This window comes from Arthrobacter sp. B2a2-09 (assembly GCF_027587375.1).
Classification (GTDB): Bacteria; Actinomycetota; Actinomycetes; order Actinomycetales; family Micrococcaceae; genus Arthrobacter.
In genome coordinates this window covers 194,512-213,377 of sequence record NZ_JAMXIC010000007.1, presented here as the reverse complement: position 1 = coordinate 213,377, position 18,866 = coordinate 194,512, and the positions used below count along the sequence as shown (strand labels likewise).

The window sequence follows — 18,866 nt, the reverse complement described above, 5'->3', positions numbered from 1 at the left end:
CCCGCACCCGCGGTCTCGGCTAAATGACGACAGTCCCCGTGGCACCGTCCACCGTGATCATCTGGCCTGAGCTGATCCGGGAGGTGGCATCCGGGACGCCCACGACCGCGGGAATCCCGTACTCACGGGCCACGACGGCGCCATGTGAGTTGGGCCCACCCATCTCCATCACGAGTCCCCCGGCAGTCAGGAACAGGGGCGTCCAGCCGGGATCCGTGGAGGGCGCCACCAGGATTTCTCCGGGCTCGAGATGCGCGCCCACCGGATCCATGATCACCCTGGCCACTGCCGTCACGGTTCCCGCCGAAGCCGGGGTTCCCCGCAGCATGCCGTCCGACAGCGCGCCACCCGACGCTGCAGCCCCAGACGCTTGTGCCCCCGTCTCTCTGCTCAGGAAACCGGCGGGCAGGGCTTCCGGCTCGGTGCCATCGGAGAGCAACACGCGTGGCACGTGCCGGCGCCTGAGTTCAAGCTCGTAGGCCTCGCGCCGCTGGGCCACCAGCTCGTGAAGATCCTCGCCATCCAGGCCGCGGTGGGCGTCGTTGAAATCCAGGAAGAAGACGTCGGCTGCGTCATCGATGACTCCCGTTTCCGCCAGGGTCTCCCCGACTTCCGAGAGCTGGGCGCGGACTACGGCGAAACCAAGCACAAGGTTGAACTTGGGAAGCTCACGGAGTCCCGCGAACATGCGTGTCCGTTCAAGTGCCATTTTCACGATCCTGGCGTGGAGCGGACTCTTGGACCGCGCACGTGCCACCAGAACGACGAGCTGCTCCTCGGCGTCGTGGGCTGCTTTTTCGAACTGTTTGTCCGGCGCAAGGCGGGGATCGTCCAGGCGAAGGTAATTGACCAGGACTCCGATGATGTGGGTGGGGTCGTCGGACCAGCGGGGCATGCCCACGTCGATTTCCGCGATGGCCCGGTGCCCGTAGTCGCGAAGGAACAAGGCCAATCCCGATTGCGCGACCGCGGGTAGCCCGCCGTCGCGGTAGCTCTCCGCGAGGGCAGCGGCCTCTCCGCCGGTAAAGGCCTCCGCGGAAGCGGGATCGTCACGGATGCTGGTCGAAAGCCGCCACAGCGCAAGGTCCATTTCAGTGGTGACGTTGTTGGGCAGGCCACGGATGATGGTTTGGAGCTCACCCCAGGACGCCTGTTCGCCAAGCAGTTTCCGGACCAATCCCATCATCGCGAACCCGAGGGCTACCGGAGGCAGGATATTGGGCAGTATGGGGAACAATTCCTCGCGCAGTATCCGCTCTGCGTGATCCAGCTTTTCGCGAGGGGTGGCATCGGCGGGGACTTGATGCGCGGCCTTCAGCTTCTCGCCCAGCCCTTCCACCTTGCGGAGGGCAACGTCCGGCCGAAAAAGTGCGCGCAGGAGGATCTCCGGAAGGCGGAAGCGGAGCACGATCGGGGCAACGTGCCTGAGCACTTTGAAGGGCGTCTTGTTGGTGACCGCGAAACGCGGGTCCTCGAACAGGGCGCGCATGATGGCCGCCGAACGTGCTTCCATGACGTCGAAAATCCTGGGCACGATGGCCCGGCCAGCCTTGCTCCGGAACGCCGAAGTGAGGTCGAAATAGATCCGTTGCCCCGCCTCGTAATAGGGCGGAGGCCCGTCCCGCGGTTCCGGAACCCGGAATCCCGCCGCGCCGGCTACCGAGGACCCCATGAGTCTGATGCCCGCGAGGCCCATGGGAGTCAGGGGACGGGTGAGGCCTTGGGCGAGGCTGAAGCAAAGGTACGCGTGGGGACCGGGGACTGCGGGCTGGCGGGTCATTTGCGGGTAGAGCGTGGTGATGGGGCGGGCTTGGGTGAGCCACAGTTTGCCCTCGCCGTCGATGGCCCATTCAGTGTCCTGCGGCGCCCCGTAGTGCTCCTCGACGCGCTGGCCGAGTACAGCGAGCGCCCTGATCTGGGAGTCGACCAGGCAGGCATCCCCGGCGGTTCCACCTTCGGCCTGCGCCGACGCGTCGAGCTTTTCGGTACCGCCGCCAGGAATGGAGCGAATCACCAGCTTCCGGTCCCCGATGCTTCGTTCCGTGATCCTGCCCGTGAGCGAATCCACCACAAAGTGGTCCGGATTCACGGCGCCCGAGACCACGGCCTCACCCAGCCCGGGATTGGCGTCGATGACCGCCTCGCGGCGCCGCCCGGTCACCGGATTGGCGGTGAACAACACTCCTGCAGCCTCAGCGTCCACCATCCGTTGAACGACGACGGCGAGCGTCACCGTGGCGTGGTCGATCCCGTTGCCTGCGCGGTAGCTGACCGCCCGGTCCGTCCACAGGGAGGCCCAGCACTTCCGGACTGCCTGCAGCACGGCGCCGGCCCCGACGACGTTCAGGTAGGTGTCCTGCTGTCCGGCGAAACTCGCAAAGGGCAGGTCCTCAGCGGTGGCAGAGGACCTGACGGCCACCGGGGCTTCCGGGCCCAGCGCGGAGTAGGCCGAACGAACGGCGTCTTCGACGTCGGCGGGGATCCCGGCGTCGAGCACTGCTTCCCGGGCACGGGCCGCGAGGGAAGCGAGCCCCTCAAGGTCGCCAGGTTCCACGGCCTCAAGGCCGCGGAGAATGTCCGGGAAGTCTGACTCAAGGCTTCCACCGGGCTGAAGTGCGCTCCGGTAAGCCTCAGTGGTCAGGCAAAATCCGGGCGGGACCGGAAGTCCCGCCCAGATCAGTTCGCCTAGGTTGGCCGCCTTGCCGCCGACTTCTGGAAGCATGGTGGCCCGGATCCGGCGCAGCTCCACGATTAAGCGCGATGCATCCCCGGGCTGTGCGTGCTCCACCATTTCCGTCCGCCTGCGTCCACCGGTCCTTATGTTTGCCGGTTACACGGCGCCGAGCATGGGACCGAAGTTGACTCGATCCGCGAGCCTGGGATCCTCACGGTCGGGAACAACCAGCACGGGCCCTTTGGCGTGGTGCAGGACTCCATCCGAAGTCGAACCAAGGAGCATCCCTGCGAAGCCTCCCCGCCCGCGCGTGCCTAGCACTACGAGTTCGACGCCGCGGCTCATTTCCACGAGAACTTCCACGGGCGAACCATCGAGCAGTTGCGTTTCCGCTGGAAGCTTGGGGAAGTGGCTCTTGAGCCACGCCAAGCCTGCGTCCAGCTGAACCCTGATGTCCTTGAAGAGTGCCTCCCTGTCCAGGGGCGCCGGAACCCACGCCAAGGAGCCGCTGTACTCAGGGACGGCGCAGATGACGCGCAGCTTCGCGCCCATGCGTTGGGCCTGCTCTGCGGCTTCCAAGACGGCAACACGGGCCTGTTCCGAGCCGTCCACACCCACTGCCACCACATTCTCGATCACGTGGGGGCCGGCCTTCGCGCGCTCGGCTTTGATGTGCTTGTCCTCTGTGGTTTCACCCAATCGGTCCGCGCAGAAGAGCGGGACTGTCACGGTGGGGCACTTGGAGTGCGCTGGCAGGGCACTGCTCACGGAGCCGAGGAGCCTGCCCACGAATCCGCCGCGTCCCCGGGTGCCGAAGACCAAGAGTTCGGCCGTTTCGGACAGATCAAGCAGCACGCCGGAGGCATCTCCGTTCTCCACCGAGCCATCGACGTCAATGGCGTAACCGGAAACCTTCTCAAGGGCCTGCTTGACGATTGCCTCGGCGCCGTCCCGGATAACAGAGTCATCCACTGTTGCATAGCCTCCGTCCAGGCCGGAAGCCGCGAAGATAGGCACGGAGTAGGCCGTGACTACATGCAGGGGAAGCTGCCTGCGTTCGGCCTCGCGGGCTGCCCAAATGAGGGCGCATTGGCCGTGTTCGCTGCCGTCAACGCCCACCACAATCCCGCCGGGGGCAATGGATGGTTCCTCTCCGTTGCCTTCGGTCTCTGCTTCATGGCTCTCAGAGTGTTTGCCGTGCTGGTCCATGGGGCCTGCCTCCTCGCACTGCTGGCTGATGTTGCGGCTATTCTGCCAGAGGCCGCGCCCACAACGTGTTTCTCGCTTGACTGCCGTGAGTTGCGGTCTCCAATGCTCACTATTCTCGTTTGCAAGGGCCGAATCAAGCTGGAAGATGCGTATGTGGAAACCCGCCGGAGGGCGTGGAAATCTGCCCAATCGTGGCGTGAAAAACGCGTCGGCGGACATGCCGATGCCGGGGCTATCCACCACGCGATTTCTTCTGTAATGTTCGAGGCACTGGTGACCGGGGATCGTGTTTTTCAACACATCAACGGCCATCATTCGCGACCGCTTTGGGGACTCGGACGCCACCCCGGTGTTGCCTTCGGCAACGCACCTTCAAAGAGGAGCCAAGCTGTGTCAACCATGCCTGCTGCGAGTACGGAACGCACCACCACCGTGGTCATCGGTGCCGGCATGTCCGGCTTGGCGGTGGCCAGCGAGCTCAGCCGCTACGGCGTGGACGCCATCGTGGTGGACGGATTGCACGCGTCCGGAGCCTCACATCCGCTCAACACCGGCATCCTGCAGCGTTGCGACGCCGCCGCCGACGCGTGCCTCCAGGAACGCACCGAAATCCTGAGGCACTTGCGCATTTACGCAGCCAGCCACGGCCTCGACGTGCGGAGCACCACGCGGGCTGTCCGCCTGGACCGATTGGACGAAGCCGCCGCGGGGACCGTGATTTCCGGATCGGTAGTTTCCGGCTCGGTGGTTTCCGGATCTGGGCTTTCCAATCCTGCCGGACCGGATCTGGCACCGGGATTGGCCTCGCCGGTGGCCTCATCGGGCGTGGCCTCCTCGGGTGTGGCCTCGTACCAATGGGCCGTCCACACCGCCAACGGCGTGCTTTTGGCCGACCACGTCGTTGTCACCCGCTGTGGACAGAGCCAGTTGCGGCGAATGCTTGCCGAGCTCGGCATCGCCATCGGGCAGAACCTCGTCGCGGCCATGCGCGCGATTGGAATGTACTTGGTTGGCGTCGGCGAACTTGCCACACCCACACCAAAGGAAGTCCTGCGCCAAGCCAAGGTGGTGGGCCAGGCGATTTCCGCCAAGGTCTACCCGGACAGCGTCCACGGGGCCCTCACGGGTACCTTTGCGGCAATTCCTGCCCTGGCCTAGAAAAAGTCCACACAAAAACCGGCGCTTGCTTTCCGTTCCGCCCTTCAAGGACGGGTCTGGAAAACAAGCGCCGGTTTTATTGGGCCGGAGGTTCCGGGTGGCCCAAACTTCGGGTGTGCCTAGGATTTCTTCTCGGAGTCCCCGGGCTCGTCGCCGGAACCATCAGAGTCCCCGGAGTCTCCGGGCTCGTCCTCGGAATCATCAGAGTCGCCGGAATCCCCGCCTGCCAGCCGGCGCCGTGCGGTAACGCCCAGGAACACCAGCAGGCCCGCGGCCACTACCGCGAAGACCACAATGCTCCAAGGGAAAGGCTGGGAGGCATCGGGCACCTTCTCCGGCGTCGCCGTCGAACCCGGTGCGGCAGTGCCGGCTGTGGGCACCTCAACCGAAGGTGCGGTGCTAGCAGAGCCGCTGCCCGCCGTCGTACTTCCTGTTTTGGCGGTGAAAGTAAACGTGCCTTCGATGGGGTGCGAATCCGAGCTGACAACTCGCCAGATGACGGTGAATGCCCCGGCAGGCGCGCCAGGCCGCAGCTTCTGCGACACCACGGTGTCCACGATCTCGACGGAACCATCTGCCCAGTTCTGGCCTGAGGCGTCGTTCACCTGGATCTGCGAGCCGAGCAGGAGCGGCCGGTTGTTGAACGTGATGGACACGGAGTCCGGGACGCTGGCAACCGTTGAGCCGTTGGCCGGTGACATTGACTCGGCGACGTCGTGCGCGAAGGCCGGTGCCGCCGAGAACAGGGCGGCAGAGAAAAGAACCGCTGTGAAAGCGACGACGACGGCCAGCAGCTGGCGGATAGGGCGCATGAGCGAATGACTCCCTTGGTGTTGGATTCCTTACAGACTAGGCGAATTCGTGGAAGGGCCGAAGCCGCGGGCATAGGATTTGAGAGCACACTTCCCCGATCCCGGAGACCTCCATGCTCAAACAGGGCTCAGCCATCGACCGCTACTTCAAGATTTCGGAACGCGGATCCAACTACTCGCGAGAAATCCGAGGCGGCTTCGCAACCTTCTTTGCCATGAGCTACATCGTGGTCCTCAATCCTTTGATCCTCTCCGGGACGGATTCGAGTGGCACTTCCCTTGGCTTCGCCGCCGTCGCCGCCACCACGGCCTTCGTAGCCGGCATCCTGACCATCCTCATGGGCGCCTGGGCCAAGCACCCCTTCGCCGTGGCTACAGGGCTGGGCGTCAACGCCTTCGTGGCAGTCACGATTGCCTCACACCCCGGCCTGACCTGGCCGGACATGATGGGCCTGGTGATGCTCTCGGGCCTGACGATGCTGATCCTGGTGCTCACCGGTTTCCGGACCGCGGTCTTCAAGGCCGTACCTGAGGCCCTGAAAACGTCGATCGTGGTGGGCATTGGCCTCTTCATCGCCCTGATCGGCCTGGTCAATGCCGGTTTCGTGCGCCGCATCCCGGACGCCGCCGGCACCACGGTCCCGCTGGGCCTGGGCGTCGACGGGAAGCTGCTTGGCTGGCCCACCCTGGTGTTCGTCGTGGGCCTCGTCCTGACCATCGCCTTGGTGGTCCGGAAGGTACGTGGCGCCATCCTGATCGGCATCATCGTCTCCACGGCCCTCGCTGCGATCCTGGAATTCACCCTCCACATCGGTCCGAGTTTCGACGGCAAGACCTACAACCCGCGCGGCTGGTCCCTGGTTGCGCCCAAATTCACCGAGTGGGCCGCTCCGGACTTGTCCCTCATCGGCAAGGCGAACCCCCTCGGCGCGTTCCAGCACCTTGGCGTCATCGCTGCCACGCTGCTGGCGTTCGTGATCCTGCTCAGCATCTTCTTCGACGCCATGGGCACCATGGTGGGCCTGGCCAGGGAAGCCGGAAACATCGACAAGCACGGAAACATCCCCAACGTGGACCGTGTCCTGCAAGTAGACGCGCTCGGCGCGATCATCGGTGGCGGCTCGTCCGTGTCCTCCAACCAGATCTTCGTGGAATCCGGTGCAGGCATCGGCGAAGGCGCCCGGACCGGCCTGGCTTCGGTGGTGACCGGCCTGCTGTTCCTGGTGGCCATGTTCTTCACCCCCCTCATCAACTTGGTCCCGTTCGAGGCCGTCGCACCGGCCCTAGTGGTGGTGGGTTTCATGATGGTGTCCCAAGTGGGAAAGATCCACTGGCAGGACTGGGGTCTTGGCATTCCCGCATTCCTGACCATGTCCCTCATGCCGTTCACGTATTCGATCGCAAACGGCCTGGGTGCCGGATTCATCTCCTTCGCGCTGATCCGCACCTTCCAGGGCCGGGCCCGCGAAGTCCACCCGCTCATGTGGGCTGTGGCCGCGGCATTCCTGCTGTTCTTCGGGATCGGTCCCGTCGAGGAAATCCTGGGCGTCAAGTAGGCCTTTCCGGAATACCGGACACCCTCCGCCTGCAAGCGATGTTTTTCGGTGCCGTCATGCGCTGAGCTTGAATCATGGAGATTTCCCCCGCTGTTGCCGATGTCCGCCCGACGCCGTGGACCGGCCGCTTCGACGGCGACGGCGATGAGCACCGCCGCTGGTGGCAGGCCGTGGCGCCGCACACCCCTTCTGTAGCCGCCGGCTCCGGCGCGACAGGAGCAGGCTCCCGGCCCGCCGTCGTCGTGGGCTTCCGCAGTGACGAAGGCGTACGGCGCAACAAGGGCCGTATTGGCGCGGCGGCCGCGCCGGAGGCTATCCGCCAAGCCTTGGGTCCGCTGGCTTTCCATCTGGACCGGGACGTGTTCGACGCCGGCGACGTCGTTGTGGAGGATGGCTCGCTGGAGGCGGGCCAAGAGCGCGCGGGCCGTGTGATTTCGGAATTGCTCGACGCCGGCAAGCTCACGGTGCTGCTCGGTGGCGGGCACGAAACTGCCTTCGCCAGCTACCTGGGCGTGGCTGGCTCGGAGGCTGTGGCAAGCGGCAAGCGCCTCGGCGTCCTGAACCTGGACGCGCACTTCGACCTGCGTGACGAGCCGGTGCCGAGCTCGGGTACGCCGTTCCTGCAGATGGCGCATGCGGAAGCCGCAGCGGGCCGCGAACTGAACTACGCCGTCGTCGGAATTTCCGAGCCCAACAACACGCGCACCCTCTTCAATACGGCGGATCGCCTCGGCGTGAAATACCTGCTGGATGAGGACTGCTCCGCGGAGGCCGTGCGGGAGTTCGTGGCGCGGTTCCTGGACACCGTCGACGTGCTCTACCTGACGATTGACCTGGACGTGCTGCCGGCGTCGGTTGCTCCCGGAGTGAGCGCTCCCGCGGCGTATGGCGTGCCGCTGCCCATTATCAGCGCGGTGTGCAAGCAGCTTGCCGCGAGCGGGAAACTCCTGCACTTGGACGTCGCCGAGCTCAACCCCGAGTTCGATGTCGACTCGCGGACCGCCAAGGTGGCCGCGCGCTTGGTGAACACGCTGCTGGCGTAGGGCTCTCCCGTAGCGCCCGCCCCACCCAACTAGCTCGCAGTAGGTGTCGTTATGAGGCCTGAAAACGACATTAAGTGCGAGTTAGTTGGGTGGGGGCACCGGGGGCTTAGCCGACCGCGCGGAGTCGCACGGCGATGAACTGACGGCCGGGGAGCTCCAGGCGGAAGCGTCCTTCAACGACCTCCGGCAGGGTGTCAATGGTCATATTCCAGGTGTCGATGATGTCCACCTCGTAGCGACGGCCGGCGGGCATCACGAAGTTCCGGTACGTGGGCTGGTTGAAACCGAAGTAGCTGAGCTCGTACTCGTGCCGGATGCCGGCGGTGGGGACGTCCCAGGCGCTGGGCAGCGGTTCGAGGAACCCGCCGGGAGTGTCCTCGAGGATGCGGCGCAGGAAGGCGATCCGGTCCGGGCTGCTGCCATGGAATTCTCCGCCCTTGGCCCACCACAGCACGTCCGCCGCGTGCATGTACGTCTCGCCATGCCCCACGTAGCCGCCCCGGACGGCCCCTTCCCAGAACCGCCGGGTCATTTCCTCTCCGGTGATGTTTCCCCAGCCCTGGTCGATGTTGCCCTCGTAGGCGCATTCGTCGATGACCACCGGTTTCTGCCAGCGGTCCCGCCATTCCCCGGTGAATTCGGCCGTCTTGTGGACGTCCTGGCGCTGGATGCTGCTGTGCGTAACCCACGGCCGGGAATAGTCGTAGAACGCATGGCAATTGTGGATCGAGAGCAGGTGCCCGTTCGGATCGTCGGCCTGGACGATGCCGGCGAAGCGTTCCCAGTCCTCGGTGCTCTTGCGGAACAGCAGATCGTACTCGTTGGCCAGGGACCACCAGATGTTCCGGTGCGAGGCCAGCCGGGCCACGACGTATTTCAGGTAGCGGTCATCCTGGCCCGGGCTCATGGTGGAGAATCCCCAGCGGTCATAAGCATGGAAGAGGATCAGGTCGGCCTCGATGCCGAGCTCCTCCAGCTGCCCGATCCTGCGCTCCAGGTGCCGGTAGTACTCCGGGTTGGGCCGCTCGAAGTCGAACCCGGCAGCGAGGGATCCTTCGAAGGGGTAATGCTCCGGTTCGTTCTCATTGAACAGGTAGGACTTCGGGAAAACGCACATCCGCATCTTGTTGAACGGCCCGGCGGCGAGCGTGTCAAGGGTCTGCTTCTCCAGTGCGTCGCCCTGATGGGTCCAGGCGTAGGAGGTGGTGCCGATGGGCAGGTACGGGGTGCCGCTTTCGTAGGCGAAGTGGAAGGTCTTGGCCACCCGGACCACGCCCTTCGCTCCGGCAACCGCCTCGCCGGCCGTGAACGCGCCGGCGACGCCGTCCAGCGAGCGCGCATTGCTGGTGGTGGTGAACGTCCACTCCCCCGGGCCCGGAATCAGGAGCCGAACCTTGTAGCTCCCGTCGCCGTCGTAAAAGCCGGGCACGCTGAGCGTGTCGCCGGACGGAGAAGTGAACTCGGCCCGGAGTTCGACGTCGGTGAACGGGTTCCCGTGCGAGGGACCGGCGAGGGTGAGCTCGAAGCGCTCCCGGGCGGCCGCCGTCGTCGGGTATTCGGCAGCCGCACTGCCGCGCACCACGGAGCCCTGCTCATAGTCCCCCGCCGGGGCGGGAAGATCAGCCGCCGCCTCAGCGGCGCGCTGGGCTACAAGATCCTCGGGTTCCAGCTCGCCGAGGAGGCGCAGGATTTCCGCGGTCTCCTCGGGTTTCCCCTGCAGGGCGCCTTCGGTTCCCAGGATGGTGCCCACCTCGTGGAAGTAGAGCGTGTGCAGCGCCGGGCTGTTAACAAGCGTCGGGACGCGTTCGCTCAGGACGCGGTTTCCTTCGGCGTGCCGCATCACGAAGTACAGGGGGCTTTCAGCGGTGAAAGTGGTCATCTTTGCCTTCTCAGTTCAGAGTTCTCGAGGTGAAAGGACCGGGACGGCAGCGCGTGTGCCGCTCAGTGCCAACAATGCGGAGCCGATGTCTTCCTTGATGGGCGTTGGAGTGAAGATCAGCCCCTGGTTCAGTGATGTCTGGCGATACCAGACGGTGTCCTTGCGGAATTGGGCGGCCGCGGCGGGATCGTGCGCGTCGATGGCCTGCCAGGCCGCCGCATAAGCCTCGGGATCATCCATGATCGCGGACAGCGGAGAGTCCAGGGACACGGCACCGGGCGCCGCGGCGCGCCCGGCGTCGGGCACGGTCCAGGCGTACCGACCGGATCCCACCTCGAACTCTTCGGATCCGTCCGGCAAGGAAACGACGGCGGTGGTCCCCGGAGGCACGACTGCTTCCACGAGGATCCGCTCGCCGGAACGCTTCCAGGCCACGCTGGCCAGCCCGTAAGGCGTCTCGTGTGAGGTGCTGGCGTGCTGGAGGCTGCGGAGCGGACGCGGGGCGATGTGCTGTTTCCGGTAGCCGGGTGCTGCAGGAGCCAGGCCCGCAACGGTCCGGTGCATCCAGTCCGCAATGGCGCCGAGCGCGTAGTGGTTGAAGGAGGTCATTTCACCGGGGTTGACGCTGCCGTCCTCCAGGATGGAGTCCCAGCGTTCCCAGATGGTGGTGGCGCCCTGGGTGACCGGGTAGAGCCAGGACGGGCATTCGGTCTGGGTGAGCAAGCGCTCAGCAGCATCCATGTGCCCGGTGACGGTCAGGGCGTCCGCGATGAGCGGCGTCCCGACGAAGCCGGTGGCGATCCTGTAGCCGCCCAGCCGGGCGAGTTCCGCGAGCCGGTCACCAAGTGCCTGGCGCTGGACGGGGTCCGTGCAGATCCCGAACACGAGTGCCAGCGAATAGGCCGTCTGCGCATCGGAGACCATGCGGCCGGAAGGCGTGACGTATTCGGCCAGGAACGCCCTGCGCACTTCTTCGGCAAGTGCCGCGTACTTGTCGTGGTCGTCGTCGGCGCCCAATACGGCCGCGGCCTTTGCCGTGAGGTCGAGGGAACGGAAAAGGTAGGCGCTGGCGACGATGTCACCGTGCGTGCGGGCGGCGCCGGGCTTGTCCGGCGGCGCGGCCGGGTCCAGCCAGTCGCCCAACTGCATCTGGCCCTGCCACAATCCCGAACTGTCCCGGACGCGGAGCAACGCCTCGGCCCAATCGCACATGCTTTGGTACTGCCTTCGCAGCAGTCCGCGGTCACCGAAGCGTTCATAGAGCACCCACGGAACCACCGTGGCAGCGTCACCCCAGGCGGCCACCGGCGATTCCAGCATGCCGAGCACCGCGGGAACGACGACGGGCACCACGCCACTGCGGTGGCTTTGCTCGATGGCAAGATCCTGCAGCCAGGAACTGAGGAAACCCAAGGAGTCGTAGAGATAGCTGGCCGTGGGGCTGAACACCTGGATGTCCCCGGTCCAGCCAAGGCGCTCGTCCCGCTGCGGGCAGTCCGTGGGCAGCGCCAGGAAGTTGCCTCGCATTCCCCACAAGGCGTTTTCGTGCAGCCGGTTCAACATCGGGTCCGAACACTCGAACCAGCCGGTGCGGCGCATGTCGTTGTGGAGGACGACGGCGGTGATCGCCGCCGGGTCCAGCTCGCCTGGCCAGTTGTCTACTTGGGCATAGCGGAACCCATGGAAGGTGAAGCGAGGCTCCCATTCCTCTTCCGCGGAATCTTCCCCGGCACCGTTTTCACCGCCGCCTGCGAGCGTGTAGCTGTCTGTTGCGGCGGCCAGGCGAAGCGGACGGAGGGACAGTTCACCCTCCTCCAGGACTTCCGCATGGCGGAGGGTGATCCGGTGCCCGGAGTCCCCGCTCACGCGGATCCGCAGGCGTCCCACCAGGTTCTGGCCGAAGTCCAGGACGGTGGCGCCGGAAGGCGTGGTCAGGACTTCCCTGACAGGCAGCGCTTCGATCCGACGGACCGGAGGCGCCACGGCGGGAGTTGCTTCCGCCCACGGCTTGGAGTCCGCAGCCCTGGAATCCGCTGCTCCGGAGTCCACGGCAGCAGGAACCCAGCGCGAATCGTCGAAGCCCGGCGATGACCAGCCAGTCTCCATGCGCCGTGCGTCGAAGGCTTCCCCCGCGTAGATGCCGCTGGAAACGAGTGGGCCTGCCGTGGTGACGCGCCACTCCTGGCTGCTGGCCACCGTTTGCCGGGTTCCGTCTGCGTAGTCGAGATGCAGTTCAACCTTGACGGCTGGCTGCTCGCCGTAGAACGGTTTGGCGAAGCCGTGGAAGCCGTACTTTTCGGTGTACCAGCCTCCCGCGAGCCACACACCAATGGCGTTGGCCCCCGGTTGGAGGAGCGCGGTGACGTCGGTGGTTTCGTGGTTGAGGCGGTCCGCGTAGGCCGTCCAGCCCGGTTTGAGAACCTGGTCATCCACTTCTGAGCCGTTGATTTCGGTCTGGTAGACACCGTGCGCGGTGGCAAACAAGGTGGCCTTGGCCAAGCCCGGGCCTACCGTGAATTCGTGCCGCAACTGGCCGGGCTGTCCGAGCGGGATTTCCACCCCAGTGGTGGCGGGCAGGCCGATGGCCTCGGCTTGCCATGGCCCTTCAAGGTAACCGCCCACCAAGGTCAAGCGTTCGCTCCAAGCGGTGGTGCCGCCGTCGTTCCCCGAGACGCGCACCTCGACTGCCACCTGTTCCCCCGCGGCGATGGCCGCAAAAGGCCACTCCACCAGCACCGATTCAGGGCCCTCGTGCACTGTAGACTCAGCGGTTCCGCCACGGGTCAACCGCAGTTCGGCACGAGTCTGCCGCCAATCCGTGCTGTCCGTGGCGACGACCCAGCTGAGCCGCGGCCGCGAATCGGCCACGAAGGCGGTATCAGTCCGGTACTCAGCGCTGAACCGGCTGACAGAAGTCTGGCGGAGACCTGCTGGCTGCGGTGCCAGGGAGGTTGATGTCACGGAGGGGGCCTTTCGGAAAACGGTGGGTGGGTGGGCGCTGGAGTTCCTACTGTGGTTCGCGTCCTTCGCTGCGGAACCAGTCGAACGTGACCGTGCCGCTGCTCGCGAAGACGCCGGCAACCCGTCCCGTGAAGGAGGCAGCGGTTTCCGCCGAAAGGTAGCGGCCGTCCAGTTCGGCCAAGGTGACCAGTTCGCCGTCGACGACGGCCTGGAGGGCGATGGTGTCCGAGCTCAAATGCCCGAAGCCCACACCCGAGTCCGGCTGGCGGGTTTCGATGCGAAGTTCCAGCGGCCCGGCGGGAACCTGGCGGGTCCAGCTCTGCTCGATGGAGGAGATCCGTGCCCTGGCCGTGAGGCTGGTCCCGTTCAGTTCGATGGAGTAGTGGTGGGCCTCGTCGTAACGGACGGCGAGTCCCCCGGCGTTCCCCTTCCCCGCAACGGGATCCAGTTCCTCGGGAGATCCGGTGTCCACCAGTGCGGAGATGGTCTCCACCTGGTAGCGCTGGCGGCGGCCCAGGAAGGAAGGCCGGGAATCGTCCAGGCCGGTGCCTTCGCTGACCAGGGTGAGGCGCCCGGGGTTCTTCTCAGTGGAGGCGAACGTGCCTGGGAGGCGTCGGACGGCGATCCAGCCGCCGTCGAGCTCGGCGTCCGCGAAGTTGTCCTCGAACTCGCCGCCGCCGGGGCGGGGGTTGAGGATGACCGGTTCGACGATCGGCCAGCCGTCCTCCCACGTGACCGGGGTGATGAAGGTTTCCCTGCCCAGGGCGGAGAAGGCCCGGGTCATGCCCTTGGGCCGCATGCCCAGCAGCACCATGGCCCAGCCGCCGTCGGGCGTCTGCACGAGGTCGCCATGGCCGGTGTTTTGGATGGGACGCTCGGTGCTGCGGGCGCTCAAAATGGGGTTGGCCGGGTTGCCGTCGAAAGGACCGGCCGGCGACGTTCCGCGGGCAATGCTGACGCTGTGTCCGCGCTCGGTGCCGCCCTCGGCGATCATGAGGTACCAGTAGTCGCCATGCCGGTACAGGTGCGGTGCTTCAGGGAACATCAGTCCCGTACCGGACCACACGCTGCGGGGTTCCTCGAGGGCCTTGCCCGCTTCCAAATCCACGCGGACCTGGAGGATGCCGCCGTGCTCGCCGATGTTCCCGGTGACCGTGTCGAGTCCCGAGTACGTCATGTAGGCGGTGCCGTCCTCGTCCCAGGCAAGATCCTGGTCGATCCCAATGGCGCCCTCGATGACGAGTCCGTCGCTCCACGGGCCGGCGGGATCCTTGGCCGTGAACACCAGTGTTCCCCGTGCCATGGCATCGGTGACGGCTACGTAGAACAGGCCGTCGTGGAAACGGATGGTGGGCGCCCAAGCGCCGCCAAGGGTGGGCACGTCCCTTGAGTCGAGCTGCCCTTCCCGGTCCACCACGTGGCCGATCCGGTCCCAGTTGACCAGGTCGGTGCTGTGGTAGACCGGAATGCCGGGGAGGTATTCGAACGTGGAGGTCGCCAGGTAGTAGTCCTCGCCGACCTTGACGATGCTGGGATCGGGGTTGAAGCCCGGAATCAGTGGGTTAGGGAAGTTCATGCGGCGCCGTCCTCGTTTGAGTCGGTCAGGGTGAGAACGGTTTCGAGCGGAAGCTCGGTGACTGAGGTGCCGATGCGCAGGCGGTAGTTCCCGGGTTCGTAGGTCCAGCCGTTGTCCCAGTAGGCCAGCAGGCGGGTGGGCACGTTGATGACCACGGTGAGGGTCTCGCCGGGTTCGGCCCACACGGGGGCGGAGGCGACGAGCCAGCGCACGGGACGGTCCACGGCGGAGCCGGGCCGTTCGGCGTAGACCTGCACCACCTGCTTGCCCGGGCGGTTGCCGGTGTTGCTTAGCGTCACCGTGAGGGGCACGACGGCGCCGGGCACCACGGTGCCTGGAGCCTCAGTTCCGGGGGCCTCGACTCCGGGGGTCTCGACTGCGTCGAGGGTCCAGTGGGTGTAGCCGAGTCCGTGCCCGAATTCGTACGCCGGAGCCACTCCCGCCTTCAGCCAGGCCCGGTAGCCGATGTGGATGCCTTCGTCGTATTCCAGCCTTCCGTCGGCGTCCGGGGTGGTGTTGATGACCGGCACGTCCTCCTGGGTTGCGGGCCAGGTGGTGGGGAGCCGGCCGCCGGGTTCGGCGGCGCCGGTGAGGATGTCGGCGAGGGCGGTGCCGAATTCCTGCCCGCCGAAGTACCCGATCAGGGTCGCGGCCACCTCGTTGCGCCAGGGCAGCAGCACCGGGGACCCGGAGTTCACCACCACCACGGTGCGCGGGTTGGCCGCGGCGACGGCGTGGACCAGGCGGTCCTGCAGGCCTGGAAGTTCCAGGGTGGTGCGGTCGTAGCCTTCGGATTCCACGCGGGAGTTCGTGCCGACCACGACGACGGCGATCTCCGCCGCTTTCGCTGCGGCGACTGCTTCGGCGATGAGTGCCTCGGGGTCCGCGTTATCCGCCTCGGTCCCGATGGTCACGGCCAGGGCGTTGGACAGGGCGCCGGTGCGCCCGGCGAGATCCAGTTCCACCGTGAGCTCCAGCGGAACACCCGCCCTCGCCGCGACCGGGACGGAGGCCGAGGGCGGGGCCAGGAACGCAGCGCCCAGGTCCGTGCCCGTTGCCTCGATGGACGCCTCGTGCGCCAGGACCCCGTCCACGAAGATCCGCCCGTGCCCTACGGTGGAGAAGCCCAGCCGGATGGTGCCGCTCTCCTCCGGCGTGTAGATCGTGTGGAATTGCACCATGGAGGACTCCGCGATCGGGGCGTCCCCGCCGAACCAGACCAGCGCGGTGGAGCGGCGGTCCTCCGCGAAGAGCTCCTTGCCGGTGGAGGCAAAGAAGCGCACTCGCAGCCCCGGCCCGCCGGTGACCGGGTTCCTGAGCTGTTCCAGGGGTAGTTCGGCGATGCCTTCCTGCACCACCGCGCCCACGTTGTAGCTGACGTTTTCGGGGCCGAACGCGGCACGGATTCCGTCCAGCGGGGTGACGATCTTTTCCGGGACCACGGTCGCGGACCCGCCGCCCTGGGTCCTGGCATGGCGGGCATTGTGCCCGATCACCGCCACGCTGCTGACGGAGGCAGGAGCCAGCGGCAGCACGCCGTCGTTCTTCACCAAAACCGTCCCGGCCACCGACGCCTCACGGGCGAACGCGAGCGGCTCTTCCTGCTCCGCCGGTTCCGCGGCCACGGGTTCGAAACCCTCCAAAGCGCCTACCCGGGCGGCGAGCTGCAGGATCCGCAACACCTTCCGGTCAACCGCGGCCTCCGGAACCGTGCCGCACTTCACGGCCAGCACGAGCGCCGGACCCCACGGTCCGTCCGGACCCGGCATCACCAGGTCCTGGGAATGCTTCGCGCTCTCCACGCTGCGCACCGCGGTCCAGTCGCTGATCACCACGCCGTCGAAACCCCACTCAGTGTTCAGCGGCGTTTCGAGCAGCTCGTTTTCCGTGGCCGTGGCGCCGTTGACCGAGTTGTACGCGCTCATCACGAGCCATGCCTTCGAGTCCACGATGGCCTTCTCGAACGCCAGTAGGTACAGCTCCCGCAAGGGCCGGTCCCCCACCTTCACATCCACGGTGAACCGATCCGTTTCCGAATCATTGGCCACGTAATGCTTCGGGGTCGCTCCCACGCCGTTGCGCTGCACCCCGGCCACATACGCAGCTGCGAGCTCAGCGGTCAGGACCGGGTCCTCGCTGAACGCCTCGAAATGCCGGCCGCCCAGCGGGGAACGGTGCAGGTTGATCGTCGGGCCCAGCACGACGTCGACACCCTTCCGGCGGGCCTCCACCGCCGACGCGGCGCCCAGACGGTCCGCCATCGCTGGATCCCAGGACGAACTGATCGCCGTCGCCGACGGGAAATTCATCGACGGCTGCCGCTCATCCCACACCTCACCACGCACCCCCGTAGGCCCGTCCGAGAACAACATCCGCCGCAGCCCGATCTTCTCCACCGGCCACGTCGTCCAGAAATCCCGGCCCGTCAGCAACCGCACCTTCTCCTCCAGGCTCAGCTGGGCCAGGAGGGACTCGAGGCGCTGGTCGATGGTCTGGTCGGTGAGGAGTTCCATGGTGGCTTTCTTGTCTGTCTTAAGAGATGAAGTGTCGATGCTCATGCGGTGGCACCCGTGGTGACTGCGGCTACTGAGCGTTGGGCGGCAATGATGTCCCGGTACCAGTACGCGCTCCACTTGGGGATGCGGGCCTGGGTGCCATAGTCCACGTAGACCAGGCCGAAGCGCTTGTCGTAGCCTTCGGCCCATTCGAAGTTGTCCATGAAGGACCATGCGAAGTAGCCGCGGACGTCCACGCCGTCGGCGATGGCCTCGCCCACCGCCGAAATGTAGCCGTGCAGGTAGTCGATGCGTTCGGGGTCGCGGACCTCGCCGTTCGGGTCCACGTAGTCGTGGAACGTCGCGCCGTTTTCCGTGACGTACAGCGGAAGGGAGGTGTACTCGGCGGCGACCCGCTTGAGTACTGCCTTGAGTGCCCTGGGCGTATTGGACCAACCGAACGACGACGGCGCCGGCAGCACGTGCGTCCAGCTTGCCCCTCCCGGGGCTGCTTCGTCCGCGGAAACCAGCATGTTGGTGTAGTGGTTGATCCCGGCAAAGTCGCCAGGTGCCGAGATGATGGCCAAGTCCCCGGGCTGGACCAGGTCTTCTGCCGAGGCCCCCTCGCCGGTGGCCGTCAGTCCGTACTGGCCATAGACAGCGATGGTGGATTCGGCGTAACGGCCTCGGTAGACGGGGTTTAGGAAGATCCGGTTGCTGACGGCGTCCCAGTATTCCGTAGCCTTGCGGTCGGCTTCGGAGTCGCTGGCCGGGTTGAGGTTGCCGATGATGTTGGTGATGCCCACCTTGGCTTCAGGGCGGCGGGCACGGAATTCGGCCAGCGCCAGGCCGTGGGCCAGGAGCAAGTGATGGGCTGCGCGCACGGCAAGACGGTCGTCCTTGAAGCCCGGGGCCTGCATGCCCCAGGAGTGGCCAAGGAAGGCCGCGCACATCGGCTCGTTGATGGTGATCCAGTGCTCGGCGAGGTCGCCCAGGGCCTCGGCCACGAGTCCGGAGTACTCCCCGAACCGGTAGGCAGTATGTCGCGCCGGCCAGCCGCCGTCGTCCTGCAGTGCTTGCGGCAGGTCCCAGTGGTAGAGCGTTACGTACGGAGTGATACCGCGGGCGGCGCAGCCCGCCAGCAGGTCCCGGTAGAAGCGCACGCCTTCAGGGTTGAGCGGACCGACGCCTGTGGGCTGCAGGCGGGACCAGGACAAGGACAGCCGGTAGGACGGAATGCCCAGCTCAGCCATGAGGTCAAGATCGGCTTCCCAGCGATGGAAGTGGTCGCAGGCGATGTCCCCGTTGTCACCGTGGATGGTGGTGCCCGGCTGGTGGGAGAAAGTGTCCCAGATGCTCTGGCCGCGGCCGCCCTCGTTGACGGCACCTTCGATCTGGTACGCGGCGGTGGCCACGCCCCAGGCGAAGTCGGCGGGGAAAGTGGCAGCTGGGGAGAGTTCCGGGCTCGCGGACAGTGGCGGCTGCGTCATGGGCTCGCCTTTC

General features: G+C 66.2%; 11 protein-coding genes. 3 read left to right on the top strand and 8 right to left on the bottom strand.

The window, feature by feature from the left end:
- Positions 1-19 precede the first annotated feature (19 nt).
- A complete protein-coding gene (locus NFJ07_RS10655; protein WP_269994210.1) occupies positions 20-2,791 on the bottom strand; it encodes a PEP/pyruvate-binding domain-containing protein in 2,772 nt (923 codons plus the stop codon).
- Between the two features lie 39 nt (positions 2,792-2,830).
- Entirely contained in the window at positions 2,831-3,883 is a 1,053-nt protein-coding gene (locus tag NFJ07_RS10650) for a universal stress protein (RefSeq protein ID WP_269994208.1), read from the bottom strand.
- A gap of 390 nt (positions 3,884-4,273) precedes the next feature.
- Here NFJ07_RS10650 and NFJ07_RS10645 point away from each other — a divergent pair, with 390 nt between their 5' ends.
- Positions 4,274-5,041: an FAD-dependent monooxygenase gene (locus tag NFJ07_RS10645; RefSeq protein WP_442865334.1), complete on the top strand. Its 768-nt coding sequence runs from the start codon at positions 4,274-4,276 to the stop codon at positions 5,039-5,041.
- Positions 5,042-5,160: 119 nt separating this feature from the next.
- Here NFJ07_RS10645 and NFJ07_RS10640 read toward each other — a convergent pair whose 3' ends face one another.
- Complete coding sequence (locus tag NFJ07_RS10640; protein ID WP_269994207.1) at positions 5,161-5,853, bottom strand: copper resistance CopC family protein; 693 nt, start codon at positions 5,851-5,853, stop codon at positions 5,161-5,163.
- A 113-nt stretch (positions 5,854-5,966) separates the two neighbouring features.
- On the opposite strand from NFJ07_RS10640, the gene NFJ07_RS10635 reads away from it, so the two are divergent.
- Both NFJ07_RS10635 and hutG read left to right on the top strand, forming a co-directional pair.
- Positions 5,967-7,409, top strand: a complete 1,443-nt coding sequence (locus tag NFJ07_RS10635) for an NCS2 family permease (protein ID WP_269994206.1) — start codon at positions 5,967-5,969, stop codon at positions 7,407-7,409.
- 74 nt (positions 7,410-7,483) lie between these two features.
- On the top strand, positions 7,484-8,452 hold the full coding sequence (gene hutG, locus NFJ07_RS10630) for a formimidoylglutamase (RefSeq protein ID WP_269994204.1): 969 nt from the start codon (positions 7,484-7,486) through the stop codon (positions 8,450-8,452).
- Positions 8,453-8,558: 106 nt separating this feature from the next.
- Here the strand turns inward: hutG and NFJ07_RS10625 are convergent, their stop codons facing one another.
- Genes NFJ07_RS10625 through NFJ07_RS10605 form a run of 5 tightly spaced genes read right to left on the bottom strand, consistent with a single transcriptional unit; the run spans position 8,559 to position 18,853 of the window.
- Positions 8,559-10,331 (bottom strand): DUF5605 domain-containing protein, encoded by a 1,773-nt coding sequence (locus tag NFJ07_RS10625; protein ID WP_269994203.1) that lies wholly within the window; start codon positions 10,329-10,331, stop codon positions 8,559-8,561.
- Between the two features lie 15 nt (positions 10,332-10,346).
- Positions 10,347-13,292, bottom strand: a complete 2,946-nt coding sequence (locus NFJ07_RS10620) for an alpha-L-rhamnosidase (RefSeq protein ID WP_269994202.1) — start codon at positions 13,290-13,292, stop codon at positions 10,347-10,349.
- 46 nt (positions 13,293-13,338) lie between these two features.
- Positions 13,339-14,868 (bottom strand): glycoside hydrolase family 43 protein, encoded by a 1,530-nt coding sequence (locus NFJ07_RS10615; protein WP_269994200.1) that lies wholly within the window; start codon positions 14,866-14,868, stop codon positions 13,339-13,341.
- Positions 14,865-17,381, bottom strand: coding sequence for a beta-glucosidase family protein (locus tag NFJ07_RS10610; protein ID WP_269994198.1), 2,517 nt, complete (start codon positions 17,379-17,381; stop codon positions 14,865-14,867). Before NFJ07_RS10610 ends, NFJ07_RS10615 begins: the two co-directional genes overlap by 4 nt.
- 41 nt (positions 17,382-17,422) lie before the next feature.
- Positions 17,423-18,853, bottom strand: coding sequence for a GH1 family beta-glucosidase (locus tag NFJ07_RS10605; RefSeq protein WP_269994196.1), 1,431 nt, complete (start codon positions 18,851-18,853; stop codon positions 17,423-17,425).
- Between the last annotated feature and the right edge of the window lie 13 nt (positions 18,854-18,866).

Coding starts and splice junctions, on each gene's coding strand:
- NFJ07_RS10655 (WP_269994210.1), bottom strand. CDS start 2,791: ATGGTGGAGCACGCACAGCCCGGGGATGCATCGCGCTTAATCGTGGAG.
- NFJ07_RS10650 (WP_269994208.1), bottom strand. CDS start 3,883: ATGGACCAGCACGGCAAACACTCTGAGAGCCATGAAGCAGAGACCGAA.
- NFJ07_RS10640 (WP_269994207.1), bottom strand. CDS start 5,853: ATGCGCCCTATCCGCCAGCTGCTGGCCGTCGTCGTCGCTTTCACAGCG.
- NFJ07_RS10635 (WP_269994206.1), top strand. CDS start 5,967: ATGCTCAAACAGGGCTCAGCCATCGACCGCTACTTCAAGATTTCGGAA.
- hutG (WP_269994204.1), top strand. CDS start 7,484: ATGGAGATTTCCCCCGCTGTTGCCGATGTCCGCCCGACGCCGTGGACC.
- NFJ07_RS10625 (WP_269994203.1), bottom strand. CDS start 10,331: ATGACCACTTTCACCGCTGAAAGCCCCCTGTACTTCGTGATGCGGCAC.
- NFJ07_RS10615 (WP_269994200.1), bottom strand. CDS start 14,868: ATGAACTTCCCTAACCCACTGATTCCGGGCTTCAACCCCGATCCCAGC.
- NFJ07_RS10610 (WP_269994198.1), bottom strand. CDS start 17,381: ATGGAACTCCTCACCGACCAGACCATCGACCAGCGCCTCGAGTCCCTC.
- NFJ07_RS10605 (WP_269994196.1), bottom strand. CDS start 18,853: ATGACGCAGCCGCCACTGTCCGCGAGCCCGGAACTCTCCCCAGCTGCC.